Annotated in this window: 14 protein-coding genes; 7 read left to right on the forward strand and 7 right to left on the reverse strand. The window is 73.7% G+C overall.

The genetic code is table 11. From position 1 onward, the window contains the following. Nucleotides 1-56 precede the first annotated feature (56 nt). The 4 genes from OHA86_RS11860 to OHA86_RS11875 all read left to right on the forward strand — a co-directional run bounded on the left by OHA86_RS11860 (nt 57) and on the right by OHA86_RS11875 (nt 6,690). Complete coding sequence (locus OHA86_RS11860; RefSeq protein ID WP_329174826.1) at nt 57-749, forward strand: spermidine synthase; 693 nt, start codon at nt 57-59, stop codon at nt 747-749. Nucleotides 750-820: 71 nt separating this feature from the next. After that, nucleotides 821-1,534: a response regulator transcription factor gene (locus OHA86_RS11865; protein WP_329174828.1), complete on the forward strand. Its 714-nt coding sequence runs from the start codon at nt 821-823 to the stop codon at nt 1,532-1,534. 16 nt (nt 1,535-1,550) lie between these two features. Next, a complete protein-coding gene (locus tag OHA86_RS11870; RefSeq protein WP_329174830.1) occupies nt 1,551-2,627 on the forward strand; it encodes a HAMP domain-containing sensor histidine kinase in 1,077 nt (358 codons plus the stop codon). A 217-nt stretch (nt 2,628-2,844) separates the two neighbouring features. Continuing rightward, the gene (locus tag OHA86_RS11875) at nt 2,845-6,690 is read left to right on the forward strand and encodes a multifunctional oxoglutarate decarboxylase/oxoglutarate dehydrogenase thiamine pyrophosphate-binding subunit/dihydrolipoyllysine-residue succinyltransferase subunit (RefSeq protein ID WP_329174832.1); all 3,846 of its coding nucleotides are present in this window, start codon (nt 2,845-2,847) and stop codon (nt 6,688-6,690) included. Between the two features lie 85 nt (nt 6,691-6,775). Here OHA86_RS11875 and fxsT read toward each other — a convergent pair whose 3' ends face one another. The 7 genes from fxsT to OHA86_RS11910 form a co-directional block, all read right to left on the reverse strand. Further along, entirely contained in the window at nt 6,776-9,781 is a 3,006-nt protein-coding gene (gene fxsT, locus OHA86_RS11880) for an FxSxx-COOH system tetratricopeptide repeat protein (protein ID WP_329174833.1), read from the reverse strand. 146 nt (nt 9,782-9,927) lie between these two features. Continuing rightward, the gene (locus OHA86_RS11885) at nt 9,928-11,310 is read right to left on the reverse strand and encodes an aKG-HExxH-type peptide beta-hydroxylase (protein WP_329174835.1); all 1,383 of its coding nucleotides are present in this window, start codon (nt 11,308-11,310) and stop codon (nt 9,928-9,930) included. After that, nucleotides 11,307-12,488 (reverse strand): FxsB family cyclophane-forming radical SAM/SPASM peptide maturase, encoded by a 1,182-nt coding sequence (locus tag OHA86_RS11890; RefSeq protein WP_329174837.1) that lies wholly within the window; start codon nt 12,486-12,488, stop codon nt 11,307-11,309. Before OHA86_RS11890 ends, OHA86_RS11885 begins: the two co-directional genes overlap by 4 nt. 399 nt (nt 12,489-12,887) lie before the next feature. Next, nucleotides 12,888-13,079: an FxSxx-COOH cyclophane-containing RiPP peptide gene (gene fxsA / locus OHA86_RS11895; protein WP_329174838.1), complete on the reverse strand. Its 192-nt coding sequence runs from the start codon at nt 13,077-13,079 to the stop codon at nt 12,888-12,890. 31 nt (nt 13,080-13,110) lie between these two features. Then, nucleotides 13,111-16,440 carry an SAV_2336 N-terminal domain-related protein gene (locus OHA86_RS11900; RefSeq protein WP_329174840.1) on the reverse strand — a complete coding sequence of 1,110 codons (3,330 nt, stop codon included), beginning with the start codon at nt 16,438-16,440 and terminating at the stop codon, nt 13,111-13,113. A 7-nt stretch (nt 16,441-16,447) separates the two neighbouring features. Then, nucleotides 16,448-17,470 carry an AAA family ATPase gene (locus tag OHA86_RS11905; protein ID WP_329174842.1) on the reverse strand — a complete coding sequence of 341 codons (1,023 nt, stop codon included), beginning with the start codon at nt 17,468-17,470 and terminating at the stop codon, nt 16,448-16,450. Between the two features lie 22 nt (nt 17,471-17,492). Next, entirely contained in the window at nt 17,493-19,487 is a 1,995-nt protein-coding gene (locus OHA86_RS11910; RefSeq protein WP_329174843.1) for a VMAP-C domain-containing protein, read from the reverse strand. A 218-nt stretch (nt 19,488-19,705) separates the two neighbouring features. Between OHA86_RS11910 and OHA86_RS11915 the strand changes: the two genes are divergently transcribed. From OHA86_RS11915 to OHA86_RS11925, 3 genes are all read left to right on the forward strand, one after another. After that, nucleotides 19,706-19,879, forward strand: a complete 174-nt coding sequence (locus OHA86_RS11915) for a DUF6104 family protein (RefSeq protein WP_329174844.1) — start codon at nt 19,706-19,708, stop codon at nt 19,877-19,879. Nucleotides 19,880-20,061: 182 nt separating this feature from the next. Beyond that, nucleotides 20,062-20,895, forward strand: coding sequence for a DUF4097 family beta strand repeat-containing protein (locus OHA86_RS11920; protein ID WP_329174845.1), 834 nt, complete (start codon nt 20,062-20,064; stop codon nt 20,893-20,895). Nucleotide 20,896: 1 nt separating this feature from the next. Beyond that, nucleotides 20,897-21,868, forward strand: coding sequence for a PadR family transcriptional regulator (locus OHA86_RS11925; protein WP_329174847.1), 972 nt, complete (start codon nt 20,897-20,899; stop codon nt 21,866-21,868). Nucleotides 21,869-21,870 lie beyond the last annotated feature (2 nt).

The raw sequence follows: 21,870 nt of genomic DNA on the forward strand, positions 1-21,870 counted from the left end.
CCTGGCCCGGCGCGGACCCACCAAGATCACCGACAGGGTCGCACTAGGGTGGGGGGATGATCGCGGGAGACGGGGGGCCGGTCGTCGTGGACCGGCGGAACGGGCCGGCCGGGGAGATCGTGCTGCGGCGCCGCGGCGAGCGGCGCTACGAGATCATCGCCAACGGCTGCTTCCTCATGGACACCTCCGACGGCAGGTCGGAAAGGCTTCTGGTCGACGCCGCGCTGCAAGCGCTGGACCGGGGCGGGGACAGGGGCGAGGACAAGCCGAGCGTCCTCCTCGGCGGCCTCGGCGTCGGCTTCTCACTGGCCCGGGCGGCAGCCGGGCCGTGGGGGCGTATCGAGGTGGTGGAGCGCGAGCCCGCCGTCGTGGCGTGGCACCGCGAGGGGCCGTTGCGGGAATTCTCCGCGGGCGCCCTGGACGACCCGAGGGTGTTCCTCGTGGTGGACGACCTGCTGGCGCACCTGCGGCGCCCGGGTAAGGCGTACGACGCCTTGTGCCTGGACATCGACAACGGGCCGGACTGGACAGTCACCGAGAACAACGGCAGTCTCTACAGTCCCAGCGGCCTCGACGCCTGCCGGAACCGGCTCACGCCGGGCGGCGTCCTCGCAGTGTGGTCGGCACAACCGTCGGCCGCATTCGAGGCGGCACTGCGGTCCGCGGGATTCGAACGGGTGCACACCCTTGAGATCCCGGTGCTCCGCGGGGTGCCTGATGTCGTGCACCTGGCACACCGGGCGTCCTGAGGCGTGATGGTCACAGCAGCGGCCCGCCCCGTACGCTGCCGGTATTCCAGGACGATTGTGGTGGGGCGGAATTGGACGGCACGCAGACGACGGGCGCGCAGCGCCGGGTGCTCGTGGTCGAGGACGACCGGACGATAGCGCAGGCGATCGCGGCACGGCTCCAGGCCGAGGGCTTCCAGGTGCGGACCGCGGGGGACGGCCCGGCCGCAGTGGAGGCCGCCCATTCGTGGCAGCCCGACCTGCTGGTCCTGGACGTGATGCTGCCCGGCTACGACGGGCTCGAAGTGTGCCGCAGGGTGCAGGCGGACCGGCCGGTGCCGGTGCTGATGCTGACCGCGCGGGACGACGAGACCGACATGCTGGTCGGCCTCGGCGTCGGCGCGGACGACTACATGACCAAGCCGTTCTCGATGCGGGAGCTGGCCGCCCGGGTGCATGTGCTGCTGCGCCGGGTCGAGCGAGCCGCGACGGCCGCGCACAGCCCGCGGGGCGCCGCGATCCAGCTCGGCGACCTGGAGATCGACCACGCCCAGCGGCGGGTCAGGGTCGGCGGCTCCGACGTACATCTGACGCCGACGGAGTTCGAGCTGCTGGTGTGCCTGGCGCAGCAGCCCAGGGCGGTGCTGTCCCGCGAGCAGCTGCTGGCCGAGGTGTGGGACTGGGCCGACGCGTCGGGCACCAGGACCGTGGACAGCCACGTGAAGGCGCTGCGCCGGAAGATCGGCGCGGACCGTATCCGTACCGTCCACGGTGTCGGCTACGCGCTGGAGATGCCCTCGAAGTGAGCGGGAGAGTGCGGCGGTGAGGCGCTTGTGGCGTCGGGTGTGGGCGGCGCTGCGGCCGTGGGACCCGTACCGGTCGATCAAGGCGGCGCTCCAGCTGCTGGTGCTGGTGTCGGTACTGATCACCACGGGGCTGGTGATCCTGGCGATCCACTCGGCGACCGAGCTGCGGGTGATCACCATCTTCTCGATCATCGCGTCGCTGCTGATCACCCAGATCGTGGCGAACGGCCTGACGGCCCCGCTGCGGGAGATGACGGCGGTCGCGCGGGCCATGGCGGGCGGCGACTACAGCCGCAGGGTGACGCGGGTGCGCAGGGACGAGGTCGGCGAGCTGGCCGAGACGTTCAACCGGATGGCCGCCGACCTGGCCGCCGCCGACCGGCACCGCAAGGAGCTGGTGGCGAATGTCTCGCACGAGCTGCGCACCCCGATCGCGGCGCTGCGCGCGGTGCTGGAGAACGTGGTGGACGGGGTGTCGGCCGCCGACCCCGAGACGATGCGGCTGGCCCTCCAGCAGACCGAGCGGCTCGGCAAGCTGGTCAGCCAGCTGCTGGACCTGTCGCGCCTGGACAGCGGGGCGGTACGGCTGGACACCAAGCCGTTCGAGGTGTGGCCGTACCTGTCGGCGGTGCTCAAGACGGCGAGCCTGGGCATGGGCACCGGCGGCTCCGGGTCGCGCTCCAGGGCCCGGGCGGACGTCCCGCTGCACCTGGACGTGTCACCCCTGGGCCTGACCGCCTACGCCGACGGTGAGCGGCTGCACCAGGTGGTGGCCAACCTGGTCGACAACGCCGTCAAGCACAGCCCGCCGGGCGGCCGGGTCACCGTACGGGCGCGTCGCGGAATGGCGCCGGGCAGCCTGGAGATCGACGTGGTGGACGAGGGCCCCGGCATCCCGGCGGCCGACCGCGTACGGGTCTTCGAGCGCTTCCACCGCGGCTCCCATCCGGGCGGCGACGGCGGTACGGGACTGGGGCTGGCGATCGCGCGCTGGGCGGTGGATCTGCACGGCGGACGGATAGAAGTGGCCGAATCCCCCCGGGGCTGCCGCATCCACGTCACCCTCCCAGGTGTCGCCGCGGCCGGATCTTGACTTAGAGTGGCCGCAGTTCACGCAGCGCGTAAGGCCGACTTCTGACCGGGCAACCCTCAAGAGGGACCAATTTCCCGCCAGGAACGGCCCTGAAACCAGACTTCGGGTGTGACTTGCGCGACGACTGGGCCCCGGGCCTGCGGCGGAGGGTCCGGTAGGCGTAGCCTTTATTTCCGCTGTCCACCATCTTGTGAAGCGGAAGAGGGCGGTTACCGCCGTGTCGCCACAGTCCCCCAATAGCTCTAGTGTCACGACCGACCACGAAGTGCAGGGCGCAGGCCCTGCAGCGGGTTTCGGCCCGAACGAGTGGCTGGTCGATGAGATCTACCAGCAGTACCTCCAGGATCCGAACTCGGTAGACCGAGCCTGGTGGGACTTCTTCGCCGACTACAAGCCGGACGGCTCCGCCGCTCCGGCGGCGCCCGCGGGCCAGGGCGGGGCGTCCGGTGCCGCGGCGCGTGCGACCACCGCACCGGTGACTTCCGGCCAGCCCGTGCCCCCCGCGCCCGCCGCCCCCGCGGAGCCGGCCCCCGCGGCCCCGGCTCCCGTAGCGGCGGCCCCGGCGCCCGCGGCCCCCGCCGCGCCCGTTCCCGCCGCCGCGGCGCCCGCGAAGCCCGCAGCTCCCGCGGCGCCCGCCGCCGCCCCCGCGGCCCCCGCACCCGCCGCCAAGGCGGCGCCGGCCCCGGCCGCCGAGCCGGAGACCGAGTTCGTGACGCTGCGCGGCCCCGCCGCGGCTGTGGCGAAGAACATGAGCGCCTCGCTCGAACTGCCGACGGCCACCTCGGTGCGCGCCATCCCGGTGAAGCTGCTGTTCGACAACCGCATCGTCATCAACAACCACCTCAAGCGCGCCCGCGGCGGCAAGGTCTCCTTCACGCACCTGATCGGCTACGCCATGGTGCAGGCGCTCAAGGCGATGCCGTCGATGAACCACTCCTTCGCGCTGAAGGACGGCAAGCCGACGCTGGTCAAGCCCGACCACGTCAACCTGGGCCTGGCCATCGACCTGGTGAAGGCCAACGGCGACCGCCAGCTGGTCGTCGCGGCCATCAAGCAGGCCGAGACGCTGAACTTCTTCGAGTTCTGGCAGGCCTACGAGGACATCGTCCGCCGGGCCAGGTCCGGCAAGCTCACCATGGACGACTTCCAGGGCGTCACGGCCTCGCTGACCAACCCCGGCGGCCTGGGCACCGTCCACTCGGTGCCGCGGCTGATGCCCGGCCAGAGCATGATCCTCGGCGTCGGCTCGATGGACTACCCGGCGGAGTTCCAGGGCACCTCGCAGGACACCCTGAACAAGCTGGGCATCTCCAAGGTCATGACGCTGACCAGCACCTACGACCACCGGGTGATCCAGGGTGCCGCCTCCGGCGAATTCCTGCGGGTCATGAGCCAGCTGCTGCTCGGCGAGAACGACTTCTTCGACGACATCTTCGCCGCGCTGCGCATCCCGTACGAGCCGGTCCGGTGGCGTACCGACATCGACACCGCGCACGACGACGACGTCACCAAGGCCGCGCGGGTCTTCGAGCTGATCCACTCCTACCGGGTCCGCGGCCATGTCATGGCCGACACCGACCCGCTGGAGTACCGCCAGCGCAAGCACCCCGACCTGGACGTGCTGGAGCACGGGCTCACCCTGTGGGACCTGGAGCGGGAGTTCGCGGTCGGCGGTTTCGCCGGCAAGTCGCTGATGAAGCTGCGCGACATCCTGGGCGTGCTGCGGGACTCGTACTGCCGGACCGTCGGCGTGGAGTTCATGCACATCCAGGACCCCAAGCAGCGCAAGTGGATCCAGGACCGCATCGAGCGCCCGCACGCCAAGCCCGAGCGCGAGGAGCAGCTGCGCATCCTGCGCCGGCTGAACGCCGCCGAGGCCTTCGAGACCTTCCTGCAGACGAAGTACGTCGGCCAGAAGCGCTTCTCGCTCGAGGGCGGCGAGTCGGTCATCCCGCTGCTGGACGCGGTCATCGACGCGGCGGCCGAGTCCCGGCTCGACGAGACCGTGATCGGCATGGCCCACCGCGGCCGGCTCAATGTGCTGGCGAACATCGTCGGCAAGTCGTACGCGCAGATCTTCCGCGAGTTCGAGGGCAACCTCGACCCGAAGTCGATGCACGGCTCCGGCGACGTCAAGTACCACCTGGGCGCGCAGGGCACCTTCACCGGCCTGGACGGCGAGCAGATCACCGTCTCGCTGGCCGCGAACCCCTCGCACCTCGAAGCGGTCGACCCGGTGCTCGAAGGCATCGCGCGGGCCAAGCAGGACATCATCAACAAGGCCGGCACGGACTTCACCGTCCTGCCGATCGCCCTGCACGGCGACGCGGCCTTCGCCGGCCAGGGTGTCGTCGCGGAGACGCTGAACATGTCGCAGCTGCGCGGCTACCGCACCGGCGGCACCGTGCACGTGGTGATCAACAACCAGGTCGGCTTCACCGCCGCCCCCGAGTCCGCGCGCTCGTCGATGTACGCGACCGACGTGGCCCGGATGATCGAGGCGCCGATCTTCCATGTGAACGGCGACGACCCCGAGGCCGTGGTCCGGGTCGCCCGGCTGGCGTTCGAGTACCGCCAGGCGTTCAACAAGGACGTCGTGATCGACCTGATCTGCTACCGCCGCCGCGGGCACAACGAGTCGGACAACCCGGCCTTCACCCAGCCGCTGATGTACGACCTGATCGACAAGAAGCGCTCGGTGCGCAAGCTCTACACCGAGTCGCTGATCGGCCGCGGCGACATCACCCTGGAAGAGGCCGAGCAGGCGCTCCAGGACTACCAGGGCCAGCTGGAGAAGGTGTTCACCGAGGTCCGCGAGGCCACCGCCGCGCCGGCCGAGCACGAGCAGTCCGGCACGCAGTCGGAGTTCCCCGTCGCGGTGCAGACCGCGGTGTCCTCCGAGGTCGTCAAGCGGATCGCCGCCTCCCAGATCAACATCCCCGAGCACGTCACCGTCCACCCGCGGCTGCTGCCGCAGCTCCAGCGCCGGGCGGCGATGGTCGAGGACGGCACGATCGACTGGGGCATGGGCGAGACGCTGGCCATCGGTTCGCTGCTGCTGGAGGGCACCCCGGTCCGCCTCGCGGGCCAGGACTCCCGGCGCGGCACCTTCGGCCAGCGGCACGCGGTCCTCATCGACCGGGAGACCGGCGAGGACTACACCCCGCTGCTCTACCTGTCCGAGGACCAGGCCCGCTACAACGTCTACGACTCGCTGCTCAGCGAGTACGCGGCCATGGGCTTCGAGTACGGCTACTCGCTGGCCCGCCCGGACGCGCTGGTGATGTGGGAGGCGCAGTTCGGCGACTTCGTCAACGGCGCGGCCACCATCGTGGACGAGTTCATCTCCTCGGCCGAGCAGAAGTGGGGCCAGACCTCCGGCGTCACCCTGCTGCTGCCGCACGGCTACGAGGGCCAGGGCCCGGACCACTCCTCGGCCCGGATCGAGCGCTTCCTCCAGCTGTGCGCGCAGAACAACATGACGGTGGCGGTCCCGACCACCCCGGCGAACTACTTCCACCTGCTGCGCTGGCAGGTCCACAACCCGCACCACAAGCCGCTGATCGTCTTCACCCCGAAGTCGATGCTCCGGCTCAAGGCGGCGGCCTCGAAGGCCGAGGACTTCACCACGGGCGCCTTCCAGCCGGTCATCGCCGACGACGCGGTGCAGGCCGACGCGGTCCGCAAGGTGGTCTTCTGCTCCGGCAAGGTCTACTACGACCTGGTCGCCGAGCGGGAGCGCCGCGGTGCGAACGAGGTGGCCTTCATCCGGATCGAGCGGCTCTACCCGCTCCCCGGTGTGGAGATCCAGGCGGCCATCGCCCCGTACACCAAGGCGCAGAAGTTCGTGTGGGCGCAGGACGAGCCCGCCAACCAGGGTGCCTGGCCGTTCATCGCGCTGAACCTGATCGACCACCTCGATCTGCTGCTCGGCGCGGCCCCGGACAACGCCGACCGCCTGCGCCGGGTCTCCCGGCCGGCGTCGTCCTCCCCCGCTGTCGGCTCGGCCAAGCGCCACCAGGCCCAGCAGGAGGAGCTGATCAACGAGGTCTTCGACATCTGACGCCCTCGCGCCTTCGCAGGCGGTGGAACGGCGGGTGGCCCGTACCGGTGAGGTACGGGCCACCCGCCGTTCGCGTGCGGTCAGGTCAGGTGGTGAACGGCTCGAAGTCCCAGTACGGGCGGGTCCTGGAGCGGGCCGAGACGGTGTGCGGGTGCTGCGGGCCCAGCGTGCCGGACAGCGCCGCGAGCGCCTCCTCCTCGATCTTGTCGGCCTCCGTGCGCCTGCGCAGATTGCGCAGGTCGGTGGCCAGCGCGATCTGCGCGGACAGCGTCAGCGGGTGGTGCTTGCCGAGGGCGGCGGCGGACCTCTCCGCGGTGGCGCGGCTCAATTCCGCGGCGCTCTCCGGGTCGCCGGCGAAGTTGCGGGCGCCGGTGGCGTTCAGGGCGCAGCCCAGCGTCCAGGGGTGGTCCTCGCCGACCGCGCGGATCATGGCGGTCAGCGAGGTCTCGATCTCGATCTGCGACTGCTGGCGTTCGCCGGCGGCCCGCAGGACCAGGCCGTGGTTGCCGAGCACACCGGCGCTGTAGGGGTGCTCGTCGCCGAGCTGCCGGTGGTATTCGCGCAGCGCGAACTCGCTCAACTCGCGGGCCCGGTCCAGGTCGCCGTGCTGGCGCTCGAAGCTGGAGAAGGTCACCGCGACCCGCACGGTCAGCGGGTCGAGGTCGCCGAGCACCCGCTCGCAGCGCTCCAGCAGCCGGGCCAGCAGATTCGCCGCCTTCGGGCGGTCGCCGGCCCGGTAGAGGCACAGGGCGAGGTTGTGCTCGGCGCGCAGCGTCTGCGGGTTGTCGGCGCCCAGCACGGTCCTGTGGACCTCGCAGTTGCGCTCCTGGACCGAGGTGGCCTGCTCGTAGCGGCCGACCAGGCGCAGGTCGTGGGCGAAGTGGTTCTCCGACGACAGCGTCCAGTTGTGCCGGTCGTGCAGCAGCTCGCGGCGGGCCTCCATGGTGTCCTGGTCGAGCTTCATCGCCTCCTGGTAGCGGCCGAGCAGCCGGTAGGTGATGGCGACGTTGTTCTGCGCGCTGAGGGTGCGGGAGTCCTCCTCGCCGACCAGTTCCGCGTAGCCGTCCCTGACGACCAGCGACAGGTCGAGCGCCTCGTCGTAGCGGCCCAGTGTGCGCAGGTCGGCGGCCAGGCTGCCGGCCGCCCGCATCACCAGCAGGTCGCGGTCGCCGCGGTCGGCGAGCAACTGCTCGTAGGCGGCCCGGTCGATGGCCTCGGTGGCGGTGTAGTCGCCGGTGGCGCGCATCAGGTTGGCGCGGTGGTGGATGAGGTCCCACAGCCGGGGGTGGCCGGGCTCCAGCAGCTGCGGCCACTGCTCGGCGGCCAGTTCCGCGACCCGCAGGCCCGCGCGGTACTCACCGGACAGGTACAGATAGCGCAGGCAGTTGAGCACCATGTTCTGGATCTCGGGGTTGGTGCTCTCCAGTGCGCCGGACGCCGCCAGGTGCGGCACGATCTCGGCGTACCGCGGCCACAGCCGGGTGTCGCTGGGGCGGCTGGGGTCGGCGGCGGCGAGGATCCTGCGGACCACCCGGGAGTAGGTGCTCAGCTCCTCCTCCGGCATGTCGGCGCGCACCGCCTGGTAGACCAGCCGGTGCATCTGGACGATCTCGGTGGAGCCGACCGACTCCTCGGCCCCGCTCTCCTGCGGGTCGGACTGGATCACCGACCACTGGGCGAGTTTGCTTATGGCCGAATTCCACAGCAGCGGGTCTTCCATCAGCCCGGCGAGCTGCTCGGGCACATCGCGGATCGGCAGGTCGCGCAGCAGCCGTACCGGGATCGGCCCCGGCGCGAAGAAGACGCACAGCCGCAGCAGGTCGACGGCCTCCGGTTTGTCCTCGCGGAGCCGGTTGAGCAGTATCGAGAAGGCGGTGTAGTACGTCATCTGGAAGTCGGCCGCGACCTTGAGGCCCGGTTCGATGTCGGCGCCGTGCCGCAGCAGTTCGATGTACTCGTCGACCGGGGTGTTGGAGTCGTTGAGCGCGCCCGCGTTCTGGTCGAGGGCCAGCGCGAGGTCGCCCAGCGCCTCGGCCAGCTTGTCGGCGTCGGCCTCGTCGAGCCGGGGGGCGCGGCGGCGGACGAAGGCGACCGATTCGACGCGGTCGTAGACCGGGACCTCGATCAGGACGCTGTTGTGCTCGCTCCACTCGCGGTTCTGCGAGGTGATCAGGACGTGCCCGGGCCCGTTGGGCACCAGGTCGTGGATGTCGTCGGGCTGGTCGGCGCCGTCGAGGATCACCAGCCAGCGGCCGTACGGCTCGCCGCGGCGCAGCGCGTCCCTGACCGCGCGCAGCCGCTCGCCGTACTCGCGCCCCGTGACCAGGCCGAGTGCGGGGGCCAGCCCGGCGAGCTTCTCGCGCAGCGTGCCGCGCTCGGCGGCGCGGACCCACCAGACCACGTCGTACTCCGGGCCGAAGCGGTAGACGTACTCCGTCGCGATGTGCGTCTTGCCGACGCCGGACAGGCCGAAGAGGGTGACGACACCCGCCCCCGGCTCCGCCCGCTGGAACTCCTGGTACATCTCGCCGAGCAGTTCCTCGCGGCCGGTGAAGCGGGTGTTGCGGCGCGGCATGCCGCCCCACACGTCGGGCTGCTCCAGCGGGAAGCGGGGGCCGCCGGGGGCGCCGAGGCCGTCGCCGGTGGAGCCGCGGGAGGGGGTGATGCCGAGCCGGGCGAGCAGCCGCCGCTCGGCCTCCGCTGCGCCCAGGTTCCACAGGTCGGCGGCGCCGAGCGAGACGACAGCGCTGGGCAGCGCGGCCGGGGTCACCGAAACCGCCGCGAAGCGCTCGCTGTTGGGCGGAACGATACGGCGCAGGGCGGCATTCCACTCGTCGTGGCCGCGCGGGCCGAGCCGGAAGTACCACTCGGACAGCACGATCAGCACCCGGCCCTCGGACAGCAGCAGGTCCTCCAGCGCGTCGCCGATGCTGCTGTCCGGGGTGAGGTCGAAGCGCTGGAGCACGGCCCGCACGCCGTATCTCTCCAGCCGGCCGGCGATCCAGGAGGCCCAGGCCCTGTTGTAGCCCGCGAAGCTGATGGTCACCGGGCCGCGCGCGATTGCCGCCGCGGTGCTACGCCCTCCGGCCATTGGACCGTCTCCCTCGTGTACGTGCGGTGTGCTGGCTGGACCCGGCGGTGCCCTGACGGACCAACAGGTCGCCTCTGCCAGAAACTACACCGGTTGGTCGTCCGTTGACGTGCCGTCACGCCCGCTTGCGATGTCTTCCCGGCCGTTCAGGCGCGCTGGCGCCGCCATATGACGCGGGCGGTCTCGACGTAGGCGGTGGCCCGCGCGAGGTGGCCGTCCGGCGGTGGATGCCGGGTGAGCCGGGTGTGGTGCGCCGCCATCGCCGTGACCAGGGTGCGGCCCTGCCGGGTGAGACGCGAGGAGCCGAGCAGTTGCGGCAGCGCGGCGGCCACCTGCTGCCTGCACCGGCAGTGGTCCGCCCACGCGGCGTCCCTGACCGCGGGCGGGGCGCCGCCGCTCAGTGCCACGCCGAGGTGGAAGTCGGCCAGGCCCAGATGGGCGTAGGCGCCCTGGAAGAGCCCGTCGAAGGGCCGCGGGTCGGACCGCCACGGCGCCCAGTAGCGGGGGCTGTCGTCCGCGGTGTGCAGCACGGTCAGCGCGGACAGCGCCAGCAGCCGGGCGTGCTGCAACTCGTGGACCAGGGTCGTGGCCAGCTCAAGGCCGCTGCGCGGGGTGCTGCTGAGCAGCGCGCCGAAGGCGTCGCCCCGGGTGGCGCTGCTGTGCGCGGTCGGCGAGCGGGTGAGCGGCACGAAGCAGTCGAGCAGCGCGCCGACCCCCGCGGCGCGCTCGCCCCCGCCGAGCCGCAGCCAGGGCTGCGCGTCGCGCCACGCGGTACGCCAGCGGGCGTGCTGCCCCGGCTCCAGCACGCCGGACACGCTGAGTCCGTACGGATTGGACCGCCGCTCCTCGTCCCGGTGCGGGTCGGCGTCATCGATCAGCACCGCCCGCCCGTCCTCCCGCCACAGCGCCCTGATCGGCCGCCACCCGCTCGCCGCGGACCGCCACACCCCGTCCGGCCCGCGCCGCACTTCGACCGGGCGCCCCGCGGGCGGCGGGGGGCCGGCGGGGGCGGCAGGTGCGGGGATGTGGAGCCAGAGGCGGGGGCCGTCGCCGGTGACGGTCACCGCGGGGCAGGCGGCGGGGACCGTGCAGGCGCCGAGGGTGGGGAGGGCCAGCAGGCCGTCGTGGACCGGGACGTCGGCGGTGAAGCGCAGGCCCGCGCGGGCCGCTGCCGCCGCCGCGAGGGCGCCGAGGTAGGCCAGGGCGGCGGCGGGCCGCCGCGGCGGGCCGGGCGCGGCCAGCGCGCGCAGGGCGCGTTCGGCCCAGGCGCCGGTCATCGGGTAGTGGACGACGCGGCGGGCGGCGGCCGGGTCGGCGCGCTCCGCCGCGGCCAGCAGCCGCCAGTCCGCCAGCACCCGGGCCGCCGCGGCGGGCGGCAGCGCGCCGGGCGGCGCCTCGGCGACGGCGTCGAGCAGCGCGCGCAGCGTGAGCAGCCGGCGGCGGCGCTGCTGGGCGACCAGCAGGTCCAGGGCGTCGGCGTCGCCGCCGCTGCCGCCGAGGGCGCGGAGCACGTCGTCGGGCACGGTCACCGGACCGCCTCCCGGGGCGGGTGGCCGCCGACGCCGGCCGCCGACGTGAGCCGGGACCCGATGTGCCGGATCAGGAACGCCAGGTCCGCGCAGTACACCGACCGGTTGCGGAAGCCGCTGCCGGCCAGATAGCGGTGGGCGTAGTGGCCGCCGCCGCAGACGGTGACCAGCGGGCAGGCACGGCAGGCGGCGCCGAGCGCGGCCAGGCCCGCCTGGCGGGCGGCGACCCCGGGGTGGGCGAGCACGTCGTCGAAGCTGTTGCGGAAGACGTCCATGCCGGTGGCGGCGGCGCCCTCGTACGCGGATTTCAGCGAGTCGACCTGCTCGATGCTGCCGTCGGTCTCGACGACGGCCGCGGTGAACGGCTGGAGGCCGAGCCGTTCGGTGGCCGCGGGCACACCGAGCAGCAGCGCGACGCACTCCTCGAACAGCCGCACCCTGGTCTCCCGGCGGTCCGCCCGCCACCAGCGGTCGAAGACGGCGGTCAGCCAGCGGCCGTACGGCGCCGGGTCCGCGGCCGGCGCGGGCAGCCCCGGCGGCGGCGTCGTCCAGTTGCCGTGCGGCAGCAGCAGGTCGATCGCGGGCGGCGCGAAGGCCAGCAGCGAGTCGTAGACCTCGACCGGGTCGTGCCGCAGGTCCACCACGCACAGCACTCCCGCGTAGGCCTCGGGCGCGGTCGCCGCGAGCAGCCGCAGCCCGGCCGCGGCGGCGGGCCACCCGGGGCGGCCCGCGTGGTCCACCCGGGCCGCGTTGTGCGCGGGACGGCCGCCGTCGAGGCTGACGCCGACGCGTATACGCGCGTCACGCAGCCGGGCGACGCGGTCCGGGGTGAGCAGGGTGGCGTTGGTCTGCACGCTCGCGTGGACCCTGGCCGGTACGGTGCGCCGCAGCCGCTCGACGTCGGCGGCGAGCCGGTCGGCGCCGGCCAGCAGCGGTTCGCCGCCGTGCAGGACGACGGCGACGTCGCGCAGCCGGTGGGTGGCGGCGTGCTCGGCGATGCGGTGCGCCGTGCGCTCGGCGACGCGGGGGGCCACCGCCCGGGGGCGGTGGCGCCAGCCCTGGTCCTGGGCGGCGTAGAGGTAGCAGTACGTGCAGGCGAGGTTGCACCGGCTGTGCGCCTTGATGATGAACTGGCGGATCGGTTCTGCGGGTCGCGCCGCGGGTTGGTGGTGGGTCACGTCGCCTCCCCGTGCTCAGGGCCGCCCCGGTGGCCCCCGCGGTTGTTCCCGCCGGGTAACCCACCGCAAACGCCCGGCCGGCGTTTTGGCCTTAACCCATCTCCCCGCCCGGCCGCGGCCCGGTGGTGGGCTGGTCGCGCGGTCGCCCGCTGCGGCAGAGCACGAGCCGCGCAGGGGCGCGGGGAACTGCGCGCCCAGCCGCGGTGCGGCCGCGGGCGAATCGCCACCGCAAGTGGCACCCCCTCAGGGGCGCGGGGAACCGCGTGACCAGCCCCCGCCGGGGGAAAGAAGCGACGCCACCGCAAGCGGCACGCGCCCCGGGGCCGCGGGCAAGCGCGCAGCGCAAGCGGCACGCGCCCGGGGCCGGGGCTGGGGCTGGGACTGGGACTGGGCCCGGGGCTACATCGAGTTGTCGAAGCCCCAGAGCGCTTCGCCGCCCGGCGCGGCAACGCGGTCGCGAAGGTCGCTGACCAGTGCGGCCAGCACCGGATGCTCAACCGTCCGCAGCGCTTCAAGGTCGAGTCCGAGGATGTCGGGAGCGGACGCCCCGTCCGCACCCTCCACCCCGCCCCGCGCGGGCTCTTCTTCCATCACGGACCTCCGTGTTCCATACGCGCCGTATTCAGACGTCCCGGTTGAGCGCGGCCAGGCGCTCAACGGTCAGGCGGCCGAAGTCGCCGCCCTCGTCCGGGAGTTGCCGCCAGCCGGCCAGCGCGGCGCGATACGCGTCGGCCGCGGCCCTGTTGCGGCGGGCGAATTCGTACACCACGCCACGCCAATGATGCGCCTGTGCGGCGAGCCACACCATGGGGCGCGACTGCGAGGGGCGGGCCGCGGCTGCCGCGCCGGCGGCCTCGGCCGCGCGCCGGTAGGCGTCGGCCGCGAGGTCGAGGCGTTCCGCGCGCCGCGTGTGCACGTATCCGAGCCGGTGCACCTCGCCCAGCTCGAAGTTGATCCTGGCCCGCTGGCTCGGGTCGATCGCGGGCTGCACGGCCCGGCTCAGTACGTGCTCGGCCTCGCGCAGGTCGACCAGATCCCCTTCCGCGGTGTAGCGCAGCACGAGTGCCCGGCCGAGCATCAGCAGCCGCGCGGGCAGCCGCAGGTCGTCCGCGGCGGTCTCCATGCGGCAGTCGCGCAGGACCAGGACGGCCCGGTTGACGAAGAGTTCGCCGCCGGGGAGCGCGGCCCGGTCGAGCAGGGCGGCGCCCCACTCGGCGACGAGGTCGCTGTATTCGGGGCGGTCGCGCGGGGTGAGCCGGCAGGCTTCCGCGAACCGCCCGGCGGCTGCCTCGAGTTCGCCCGGCGGGCCGCCCTCGGTGTGCCGGGCGACCCTGATCCGGCCGGCCCTGGCGAGGATCGCGGCCCGCAGCAGTCGGTCGCGGGTCTCGCCGAGCGCGCGGTCGACCAGCTGCTGTGCGGCGGGCAGCCGGCCGCCGGCCGTCACCAGGGCGTCGACGAGGGCGAGGATGGCGGCGACGAGCTCTTCGGGCGCGGCGTCCTCGCGCTGCAGCGCGTCGAGGCCGGCCTCGAAGGACGCGGCGGCGTGCTCCGCGCAGACCTGCTCGCGTTCCCGGTCGAGGGCGGCGCCGGCCAGCCGGAGCAGGGCACGGCCGTGGGCGAGGGCGAGTTCGCCGGGGCGGTCGTCCGAGGGCGGCCAGGAGTCCGCGAAGGCTTCGAGCATGCCGACGGTCTCTTCGAGGAGTACGGCGTCACCGCTGATCAGCCACTGGTCCTCCAGCACCTGGACGCGTTCCAGGGTGGCGGCGAGCACTTCGCGGCGGCCGAGCCCGGGGGACGCGCAGACGGCGGTCAGCTCGCGGTCGGCGCGGCGCAGCAGTTCGAGCGCGGCCCGGGTGTCGCCGACGGCGGCCCGGTCGTCGGCGGAGGCGCGCAGCACCGCGGCCCTGACCGCGCGGGCCTTGATCGAGCCGGGGTGGGCGGCGGCGGTCTCCGCGGCGTCCTGGGCCTCGCGCAGCAGTCCCGGGCCGCCGCGCAGCCGCCACAACCGGATGAGCTGTTCGGCCAGTTCGCTCCACAGCTCCGGGTCGGTGCCGAGCCGGAACTCCTCGGCGGCGGCCCGGCGCAGCATCTGCACGGCTTCCATCAGGTTCTGCACCATGCCCTCGTCGCGGAATTTCGCGACGAGTTCCCTGGCCCGCAGGACGACACCGGAGGTGCCGCTCGTACCGGCGACCGGCAGGGCGCCCAGGCTGCGGCTGCCGGCCAGCGGCACGAAGCGTTCCAGGACGCGGGCGGCGACCTCGGCGAAGGGCTGCTGGGAGTCGACGCCGACGGCGGCGCCCTCGGCGCGGGCGGTGTCCCGGGCGGCGGAGGCGACCGCGGCGTCGGAGACGGCGTCGCTCGGCCCGTCGGTGAGCTGGGTGATGGCCAGGGCGGGGAAGTTGGGGCCGCTGCGGCCGAAGCGCTGCTCGACGTATTCGGAGCAGTGCTTGAGCACCAGGCGGGCCTCGTCCAGGCCAAGCGGCCCGAGCAGTACGTCGCGGATGCCGGGCGCGAACTCGTACCACCGGTGGTCGTCGTCCTCGGCGCGTACGACCAGTCCGCTGAGCAGCACTTCGGCCAGCTCCGCGGGTCCTGAGTCGGGCAGCATGGTGCGCTGGACGAGCTGCATGACGGGCAGGAAGAGCGGGGCCGCGGACAGGTAGACGGCGAGCTGGGCGGCGGCCGGGGAGGCGGCGGAGCGGAAGCGGCCGACCAGGATGGCGGGCGGCAGGCTCGCGCCGCGCGGCCTGGCCGGGCTCACGGGCTGGTCGGAGCGCACCCAGCCGACGGCGGCCGCCACCTCGCCGGCGCCGGTGCCGGCCAGCAGCCGCGCCCACGCGCCCAGCGCCTGGGCGGTGGGCGGGAGTACGGGCACCGGCAGCGCGTCGCCCGCGGGCGGCGAGGTGAAGCCGCCGGCGCCGGCCGAGAAGCGCAGCGGCGCGGCGGGCAGCGGGCCTTCGGCCCGGTGCAGCACCCCGTAGGAGACCGGCAGCCGGGTGCGCGACCACAAGCGGGCGGGCAGCGGCTGGAGCACGGCCACCGGGCCGTGTCCGGCGAGCCGGTGCAGCAGCCGGTGCGCCTGGCCCGAGCGCCACAGCGGCCCTGCGCAGTCGCTGACCAGCAGGGTGATCCGGCGTCCTGTGGGGTCGCCGAGCTGGTCCGCGGAGCGCAGCGCGGACGGCTCGGGGTCGAAGCGGCCGCTGACGGCGGGGGCGCCCTCCGGGGTGGCGTGCAGATGGCGGACCAGCACCTCGCGGAAGGCGCCGAGGCGTTCGAAGACACCGCCGAGTTCGCGCAGCATCCGCTCCCAGACGTACATCGAGGAGGAGGCGTCCATCAGCAGCTGCATGGAGGCGTTGCCGCGCCTGACCGGGCGGAAGACCGGCAGCAGCAGGCCGCCGGCCCGGGCGGTGCGGTCGGCGGTGGCGGATTCGTCCAGGGTCACCCGCAGCGGCCGGGCGGGGCTGCGGTAGCGCTGCAACGGCCGCAGCGCCGACTGGAGTTCCAGCAGCCGGGGCAGCGCGGTGGCCTCCGGGACGGCCACCGTGGGGCCGCCGGGTCCCGCGTGGCTGCGGCCGGGTTCGGCTACGCCGGGGTAGAGGTCGACCATGCCGGCGTCGTCCCGCTCGGGCGGGACCAGCCGCTTGCCGCCCCCGTCGGTGCCGTCCGCCGGGACCTGCGGCAGGTCGCCGGGCGCGCCGCCCGAGCCGCCCGCGCCGTCGTGGGCGGGGTCCCGCGGCCGGCCGGCCGGGACCGGGGCCGGCTCGGTCGGCGCCGACCACCGGGCCAGCCAGAGCGCGTCGGCCAGTTCGCCGGTGCCGGGTTCGAGGCCGGCCCGGGTCAGCCTGCCGACGAGTTCGGCCAGCGGGTCGGGCGGGGGCGGTTCGCCGGTGGCGTCCCGCGCGAGTGGTTGCGGCTGCTGGGCTCTCGGGTTCGGCTCGGCGTCCACTGCTGCCTCACCTGGGCCGGTCGAGCCGTTGGATGAGCATGTCCGCGAGCCGGGAGCGGGTGGGCGGCGCCGCATGGTGGGTGAGGTAGATCGCGTTCAGCAGCTGATCGGTGGCCAGCAGTTCGCTGCGGGAGCGGTCCAGGAAGCGGGTCACCAGGTCCTCGCCCACGGTGGCCGCCTCCTCGCCGAGGTGGGCGCGTACGACGGTGGACAGCCGCTGGTGGTCGGGGCGGTCCAGCTCCAGGTGGATGCAGCGGCGCAGCAGCGGCGCGGGGAAGTCCCGCTCGCCGTTGCTGGTGAGGATCACGAAGGGGAAGGCGCGGCAGCGGACCCGGCCCTCGCTGATGGTGACCTTGGCGCCGTCGTCGGTGAGGACGTCGACCTGCGGCTCGCGTTCGGAGAGGCGTTCGAGTTCGGGGATGCCGTACTCGCCCTCCTCCATCACGTTCAGCAGGTCGTTGGGCAGGTCGATATCGCTCTTGTCCAGTTCGTCGATCAGCAGCACCCGCGGTTTGGCGGTGGGCAGCAGCGCGGTGCCGAGCGGGCCGAGCCGGATGTAGCTGCCGATGCCGCCGGGCGGGGCGGTGCCCGTGTTGGCGGCGATCTGGGTGTCCTGCAACCGGGCGATGGCGTCGTAGCGGTAGAGGCCGTCCTGCAGGGCGCTGCGGCTGACGATCGGCCAGTGCAGCACGCGGCCCAGGCCCAGTTCGTACGCGACGGCGTGCGCGAGGGTGCTCTTGCCCGTGCCGGGGCTGCCGGTGACCAGCAGCGGGCGGCGCAGGTACAGCGCCGCGTTGACCATCTCCAGCTCCTCGGGGCTGGGCCGGTGCATCTCGGCCATGTGCCGGTACGCGCCGAGTCTGCGGGCCGACGAGCTGTCCGGGCCCGGACCGGCCGCGACCAGCGGGCCGCCGTCGAAGTCCCGCCAGGGCGGGGGCTCGGGGAGTCCGTCTATCCGGGTGTGGGGCTCGCCCGTACCGCGGTAGATGAGCCAGTCGCCCGACGGGCCGGTCTCGGTCGTCTCACTCACCTCGATACCTCGCAATCCCTCGTCACGGTGTCTCCAACGGCTCGTCGGTCCCGGGCAGCGGCCGGGTCGGATCGTGGTAGAAGATCATCAGATCGGCGGACCAGAACTTCTCCGGCACCCCGTCGTCTGCCCCGGCCCGCAGCTCCGCCAGTACCCGCGGCAGCCGGCCCGCCGACCTCGCGGACCGCACCTCGCGGACCATGCCGCGGTGGAAGTCCCCGCACATGGACTCCTGGGCGAGCGGCTGCCGCCGCCACAGGGCGACGCTGTAGCCGCTGCGGACGATCCGGTGCAGCGACTCGGGCACGGTGGCGGCGCTGCGGCAGAGCACCGGAAGCGTGTCGCGGGGGCGGGCGCGCAGGTCGCTCTCGTCGGGCAGCGGGCTGGGGACGCCCTCGTCGCAGTCGAGGATGTCGGGGCGGAGCGGCTGCTCGTGCAGGGCGCGCCAGCGGGCGGCGCGCTCGTCGGCCTCCGGCCGCTCCTCCGCGGGCATGTCGGTGCGGCGGATCACCACCGGGCGGTCGGCGCCGATGCCGAGCAGCCGGATGTCGGCGAAGCGGCCCACCAGGGCGCCGGGGACGGCCAGCTGGATGACGGCGGGGACGCCGGAGGCGTCGCAGCGGCGGAAGGCCTCGCGCAGCGGTTCACGCAGCCGGCCGGCCAGCGCCTCCAGGTCCGTACCGCCGAACTCCTCCTCGACGCAGTCCACCTCGCCGCTCTCCGGCACCGCGCTGACCCGCCAGTCGTAGTGGCCGGGCTCCCAGCCGCGCGGGAAGATCTCCACCAGGGCCTCGGGGCCGTGCCGCAGCGCGGGCAGCAGGTCCAGGACGGCCATGCCCCTGACCCGCAGCCGGCTCTTGCGCTCGTCCACCAGGGTGCGGCGGAACAGCCGGCTGAGCGTGTCGGCGGCGCCCGCGGTCTGCTGGGCCCAGCCCCACAGGGCGCGTTCCGCGGACTCGTCGGTGGCGCCGACCCGGTCGGCGGTGGCGGCGTGCACGGCGTACCGCAGTACCGCCTCCAGTTCCGTGGTGCCGCGCCGCAGGTCGTAGAGCAGTCCGAGGCCGTCGCGCCAGGCGCGGGGGGCGACCGGCAGGCCCTGGACGGGGCCGCCGCGGACCGTGCCGACGATGTCCTGGAGGCTGCGCGCGTCGGCCGGCGGCGGCAGCTGGGCCAGCAGCCCGAGCAGCCAGGTGCGCTGGCCCGGGGTGAGGGCGCGGCCCGCGCAGGCACCGATCTCGATGTGCGCGTCGGTCCAGGTGCCGCCGTCGTTGCGGACGAAGGCGTGCCGGTCGGCGTGGTGCAGGTCGTGCGCGGCCATCACCCGGTGGTAGAGGTCGGACGCCGGGTCGCCCTGGTCGGCGGGCAGCCTGCGTAATTGCTGGATGCCGACCGCGAGGCCGCCGTCCTTGCCCTGCCTGCGGGCCTTGAGCACCCCGATGACCTCGCCGCGCACCAGGTCCACCACGGGCCCGCCGGACACGCCGTGCGGCATCTCGTCCTCATTGCCGAGCTTGAGCACGCCGGTGGTGCCGACCTGGCCGCTGATGGTGCACCTGCCGTTGTACGACTCCACCTCGTCGGCGCCGGGGGTGTAGCCGAAGAAGGCCACCTGGTTGGTGGTGTACGCCTTGGTGGTGCGCTCGGTCAGCCATACGCACGGGTGGTCCACCGGGTCGAGCAGCCGGATCAGCGCGAGGTCGGGGGCGGGCCAGCTGCCGCCGTCGTGGCCGGCGGGCTCGGCCCACTCGACGACGCCGTTGAGCATGCGACCGCCCCAGCCGACCGTGACCTCGCGCGCCGCCGGCTGCCCCACGCCCGCCGCCTCCTCCGCCTGGTCCGCGCTCCGGCATGCCACATGGGCGCAGGTCAGCACCCAGTTCGGCGCGACGAAGAAGCCGCTGCCGAAGAGCGGGTGGCCGGGCTTCGCACCATGGATACGGACGGTCGCCTCACGGACCAGCGGGACGAGGGTCTCGGCCGGGTCGATGGGGTCGAGCTCATCGCTCCGCGGTGTCACCCCGCTCCCCCCATGCCGTTCCTCGCACGTGTCGCACCCGTAGCAGCGGTCAGCGCGTCCATGCCACCCCCCACTGGCCGATCACTCCCGAAAGGCTAGTGCCTGGCGGTGCCCGCGCGAGGCCCTTCGGGCAACTCCTATCCTTGTCCGGTCCGTCCCCGTCCTTCGCTGTTCTTCCCCGTCCGGCGACTGTCCCACCCCTGTTTCAGGAGCAGATCTTGTACTTCACCGACCGCGGCATCGAGGAGCTGGCAGACCGGCGCGGAGAGGAGGAGGTCACGGTCGAGTGGCTCGCGGACCGGCTCCGCGAGTTCGTCGACCTCAATCCCGAGTTCGAGATTCCCGTCGAGCGGTTCGCCACGTGGCTCGCCCGCCTGGACGAGGACGAATAGGCCCCCGGGCGCCCCACCCGCCCCGCCGGGCGCGCCATGTCCCGCGCGACCACGACGGCGGCGCGGGCCTACGGCGACACCCTCACCCGGCGGGGGTTGCTTGACTTCCCACGGACGCGATATATCGTGTTGTGAAGGGACGCGATATGTTGCGTCAAGCCCGGCGGTCAAGGAGGGGCACGATGGACCGGACTGTCACAGAACCCGGGACGTTCGAGTTCGAGGACACCGTGGACACGCTCTGTGTCCGCATCGTCGGCGGCGCCGTCAATGTGGTCGGCGTCGACGAGGGGCCCGCCCGGCTGGAGGTCACCGAGATCGACGGCCCGCCGCTCAAGATCGAGCGGCGCGGCTCGACGCTGACCGTCGCGTACGACGACCTGAGCTGGAAGGGCCTGCTCAAGTGGCACGACCGGCACGGCTGGCGCCGCCGCGCGGTGATCTCCCTCGCCGTGCCGCAAGGCACCTCCGTGGAGGTCGGCGTGATCGGCGCGGGCGCGGTGATCTCCGGGATCAGCGGCTCCACCGTCGTCCAGGGCGTGAACGGCGACACCACGCTCGTCGGCCTGACCGGGCCGGTGAAGGCCAACACGGTCGGGGGCAATGTCGAGGCCCAGTCCGTGTCCGGCGACCTGCGGGTCAACACCGTCTCCGGTGACCTCACCGTCGTGGAGGGCAGCGGCTCCGAGGTCAGGGCGGACTCGGTCAGCGGCAGCATGGTGCTGGACCTGGACCCGTCGGCCGGCGCGCAGATCCAGCTGACCACCGTGTCGGGCGAAATCGCCATCCGCATCCCGGAGCAGGGCGACGCCGACGTCGACGCGAACACCACCAGCGGCCATGTGTCCTGCGCCTTCGAGGAGTTGCAGGTGACCGGCCTGTGGGGGGTCAAGCGCATCAGCGGCCGGGTGGGATCGGGGGGCGCCAAGCTCAAGGCCACCACCGTCTCGGGCGCGATCGCCCTGCTGCGCAGGCCTCCGCTGGAGGACGCGCCCTCCTTCCGGAAGGACATCTGACATGGCGCCCGTCTTCGCGCACGGCCGGCTGCGGCTGTATCTGCTCAAGCTGCTGGACGAGTCGCCGCGGCACGGCTACGAGGTGATCCGGCTGCTGGAGGAGCGTTTCCAGGGGCTGTACGCGCCCTCGGCCGGCACGGTCTACCCCCGGCTGGCGAAGCTGGAGAAGGAGGGCCTGGTCACCCACTCCACCGAGGGCGGCCGCAAGATCTACGCCCTCACCGAGGAGGGCCGCGCCGAACTGGCCTCCCGGGCCGGCGAGATCGCCGGGCTCGAAGCGGAGATCCGCGAGTCGGTGTCCACGCTGGCCGCCGAGATCCGCGAGGACGTGCGCGGCGCGGCCGGCGACCTGCGCCGGGAGGTGCGGGCCGCGGCCCAGCAGGCACGGGCGGCCCGGCCGGACGACGGGCGGGCGTACAAGGACGCCAGGCAGGAGTGGAAGGAGCAGGCCCAGCGCGCCAAGGAGGAGAGCCGCAGGGCCAAGGAGGAGGCGCGGGCCGCGCGCCGGCAGGCGAAGGCCGCGCGGGACGCGATGGACAGCGCCAGGGACGAGGTGCAGCGGATCGCCCGGCAGGTGCAGGACCAGGTCCAGGCGTATTCGCGCGGCGGCGACTGGCAGGCCGGGCTGCGTGACGGCCTGGCGGAACTGACCAGGGAGCTGGGCCAGTTCGGCGGCGCCGCCGGCCGTCCCGGCGCGGGCGCGCCGGGTCCTGGGCCGATGGACGTACCGACCACCTCGTGGGCGCAGCCGCCGTATCCGGCCAAGGACGAGGCAGCGGGTGCGGACGACGACCCGCCGTCCGCCGACCCGGTGCGCGACCTGGAGCGGCTGCTCGACCGCTTCCGTGACGACGTGCGCGACGCGGCCCGTGACCTCGGCGTGGACGACGCCCAGTTGCGCGAGGTCCGGCGCCATCTGTCGGCGGCGGCGGCGTCCATCACCGCCACGCTGCGCGCCGGCGGCCGGCCGTGAGC

Origin of the sequence: Streptomyces sp. NBC_01477 (genome assembly GCF_036227245.1) — a bacterium.
Lineage (GTDB): Bacteria > Actinomycetota > Actinomycetes > Streptomycetales > Streptomycetaceae > Actinacidiphila.

Coding starts and splice junctions, on each gene's coding strand:
- OHA86_RS11860 (WP_329174826.1), top strand. CDS start 57: ATGATCGCGGGAGACGGGGGGCCGGTCGTCGTGGACCGGCGGAACGGG.
- fxsT (WP_329174833.1), bottom strand. CDS start 9,781: ATGGCCGGAGGGCGTAGCACCGCGGCGGCAATCGCGCGCGGCCCGGTG.
- fxsA (WP_329174838.1), bottom strand. CDS start 13,079: ATGGAAGAAGAGCCCGCGCGGGGCGGGGTGGAGGGTGCGGACGGGGCG.
- OHA86_RS11920 (WP_329174845.1), top strand. CDS start 20,062: ATGGACCGGACTGTCACAGAACCCGGGACGTTCGAGTTCGAGGACACC.
- OHA86_RS11925 (WP_329174847.1), top strand. CDS start 20,897: ATGGCGCCCGTCTTCGCGCACGGCCGGCTGCGGCTGTATCTGCTCAAG.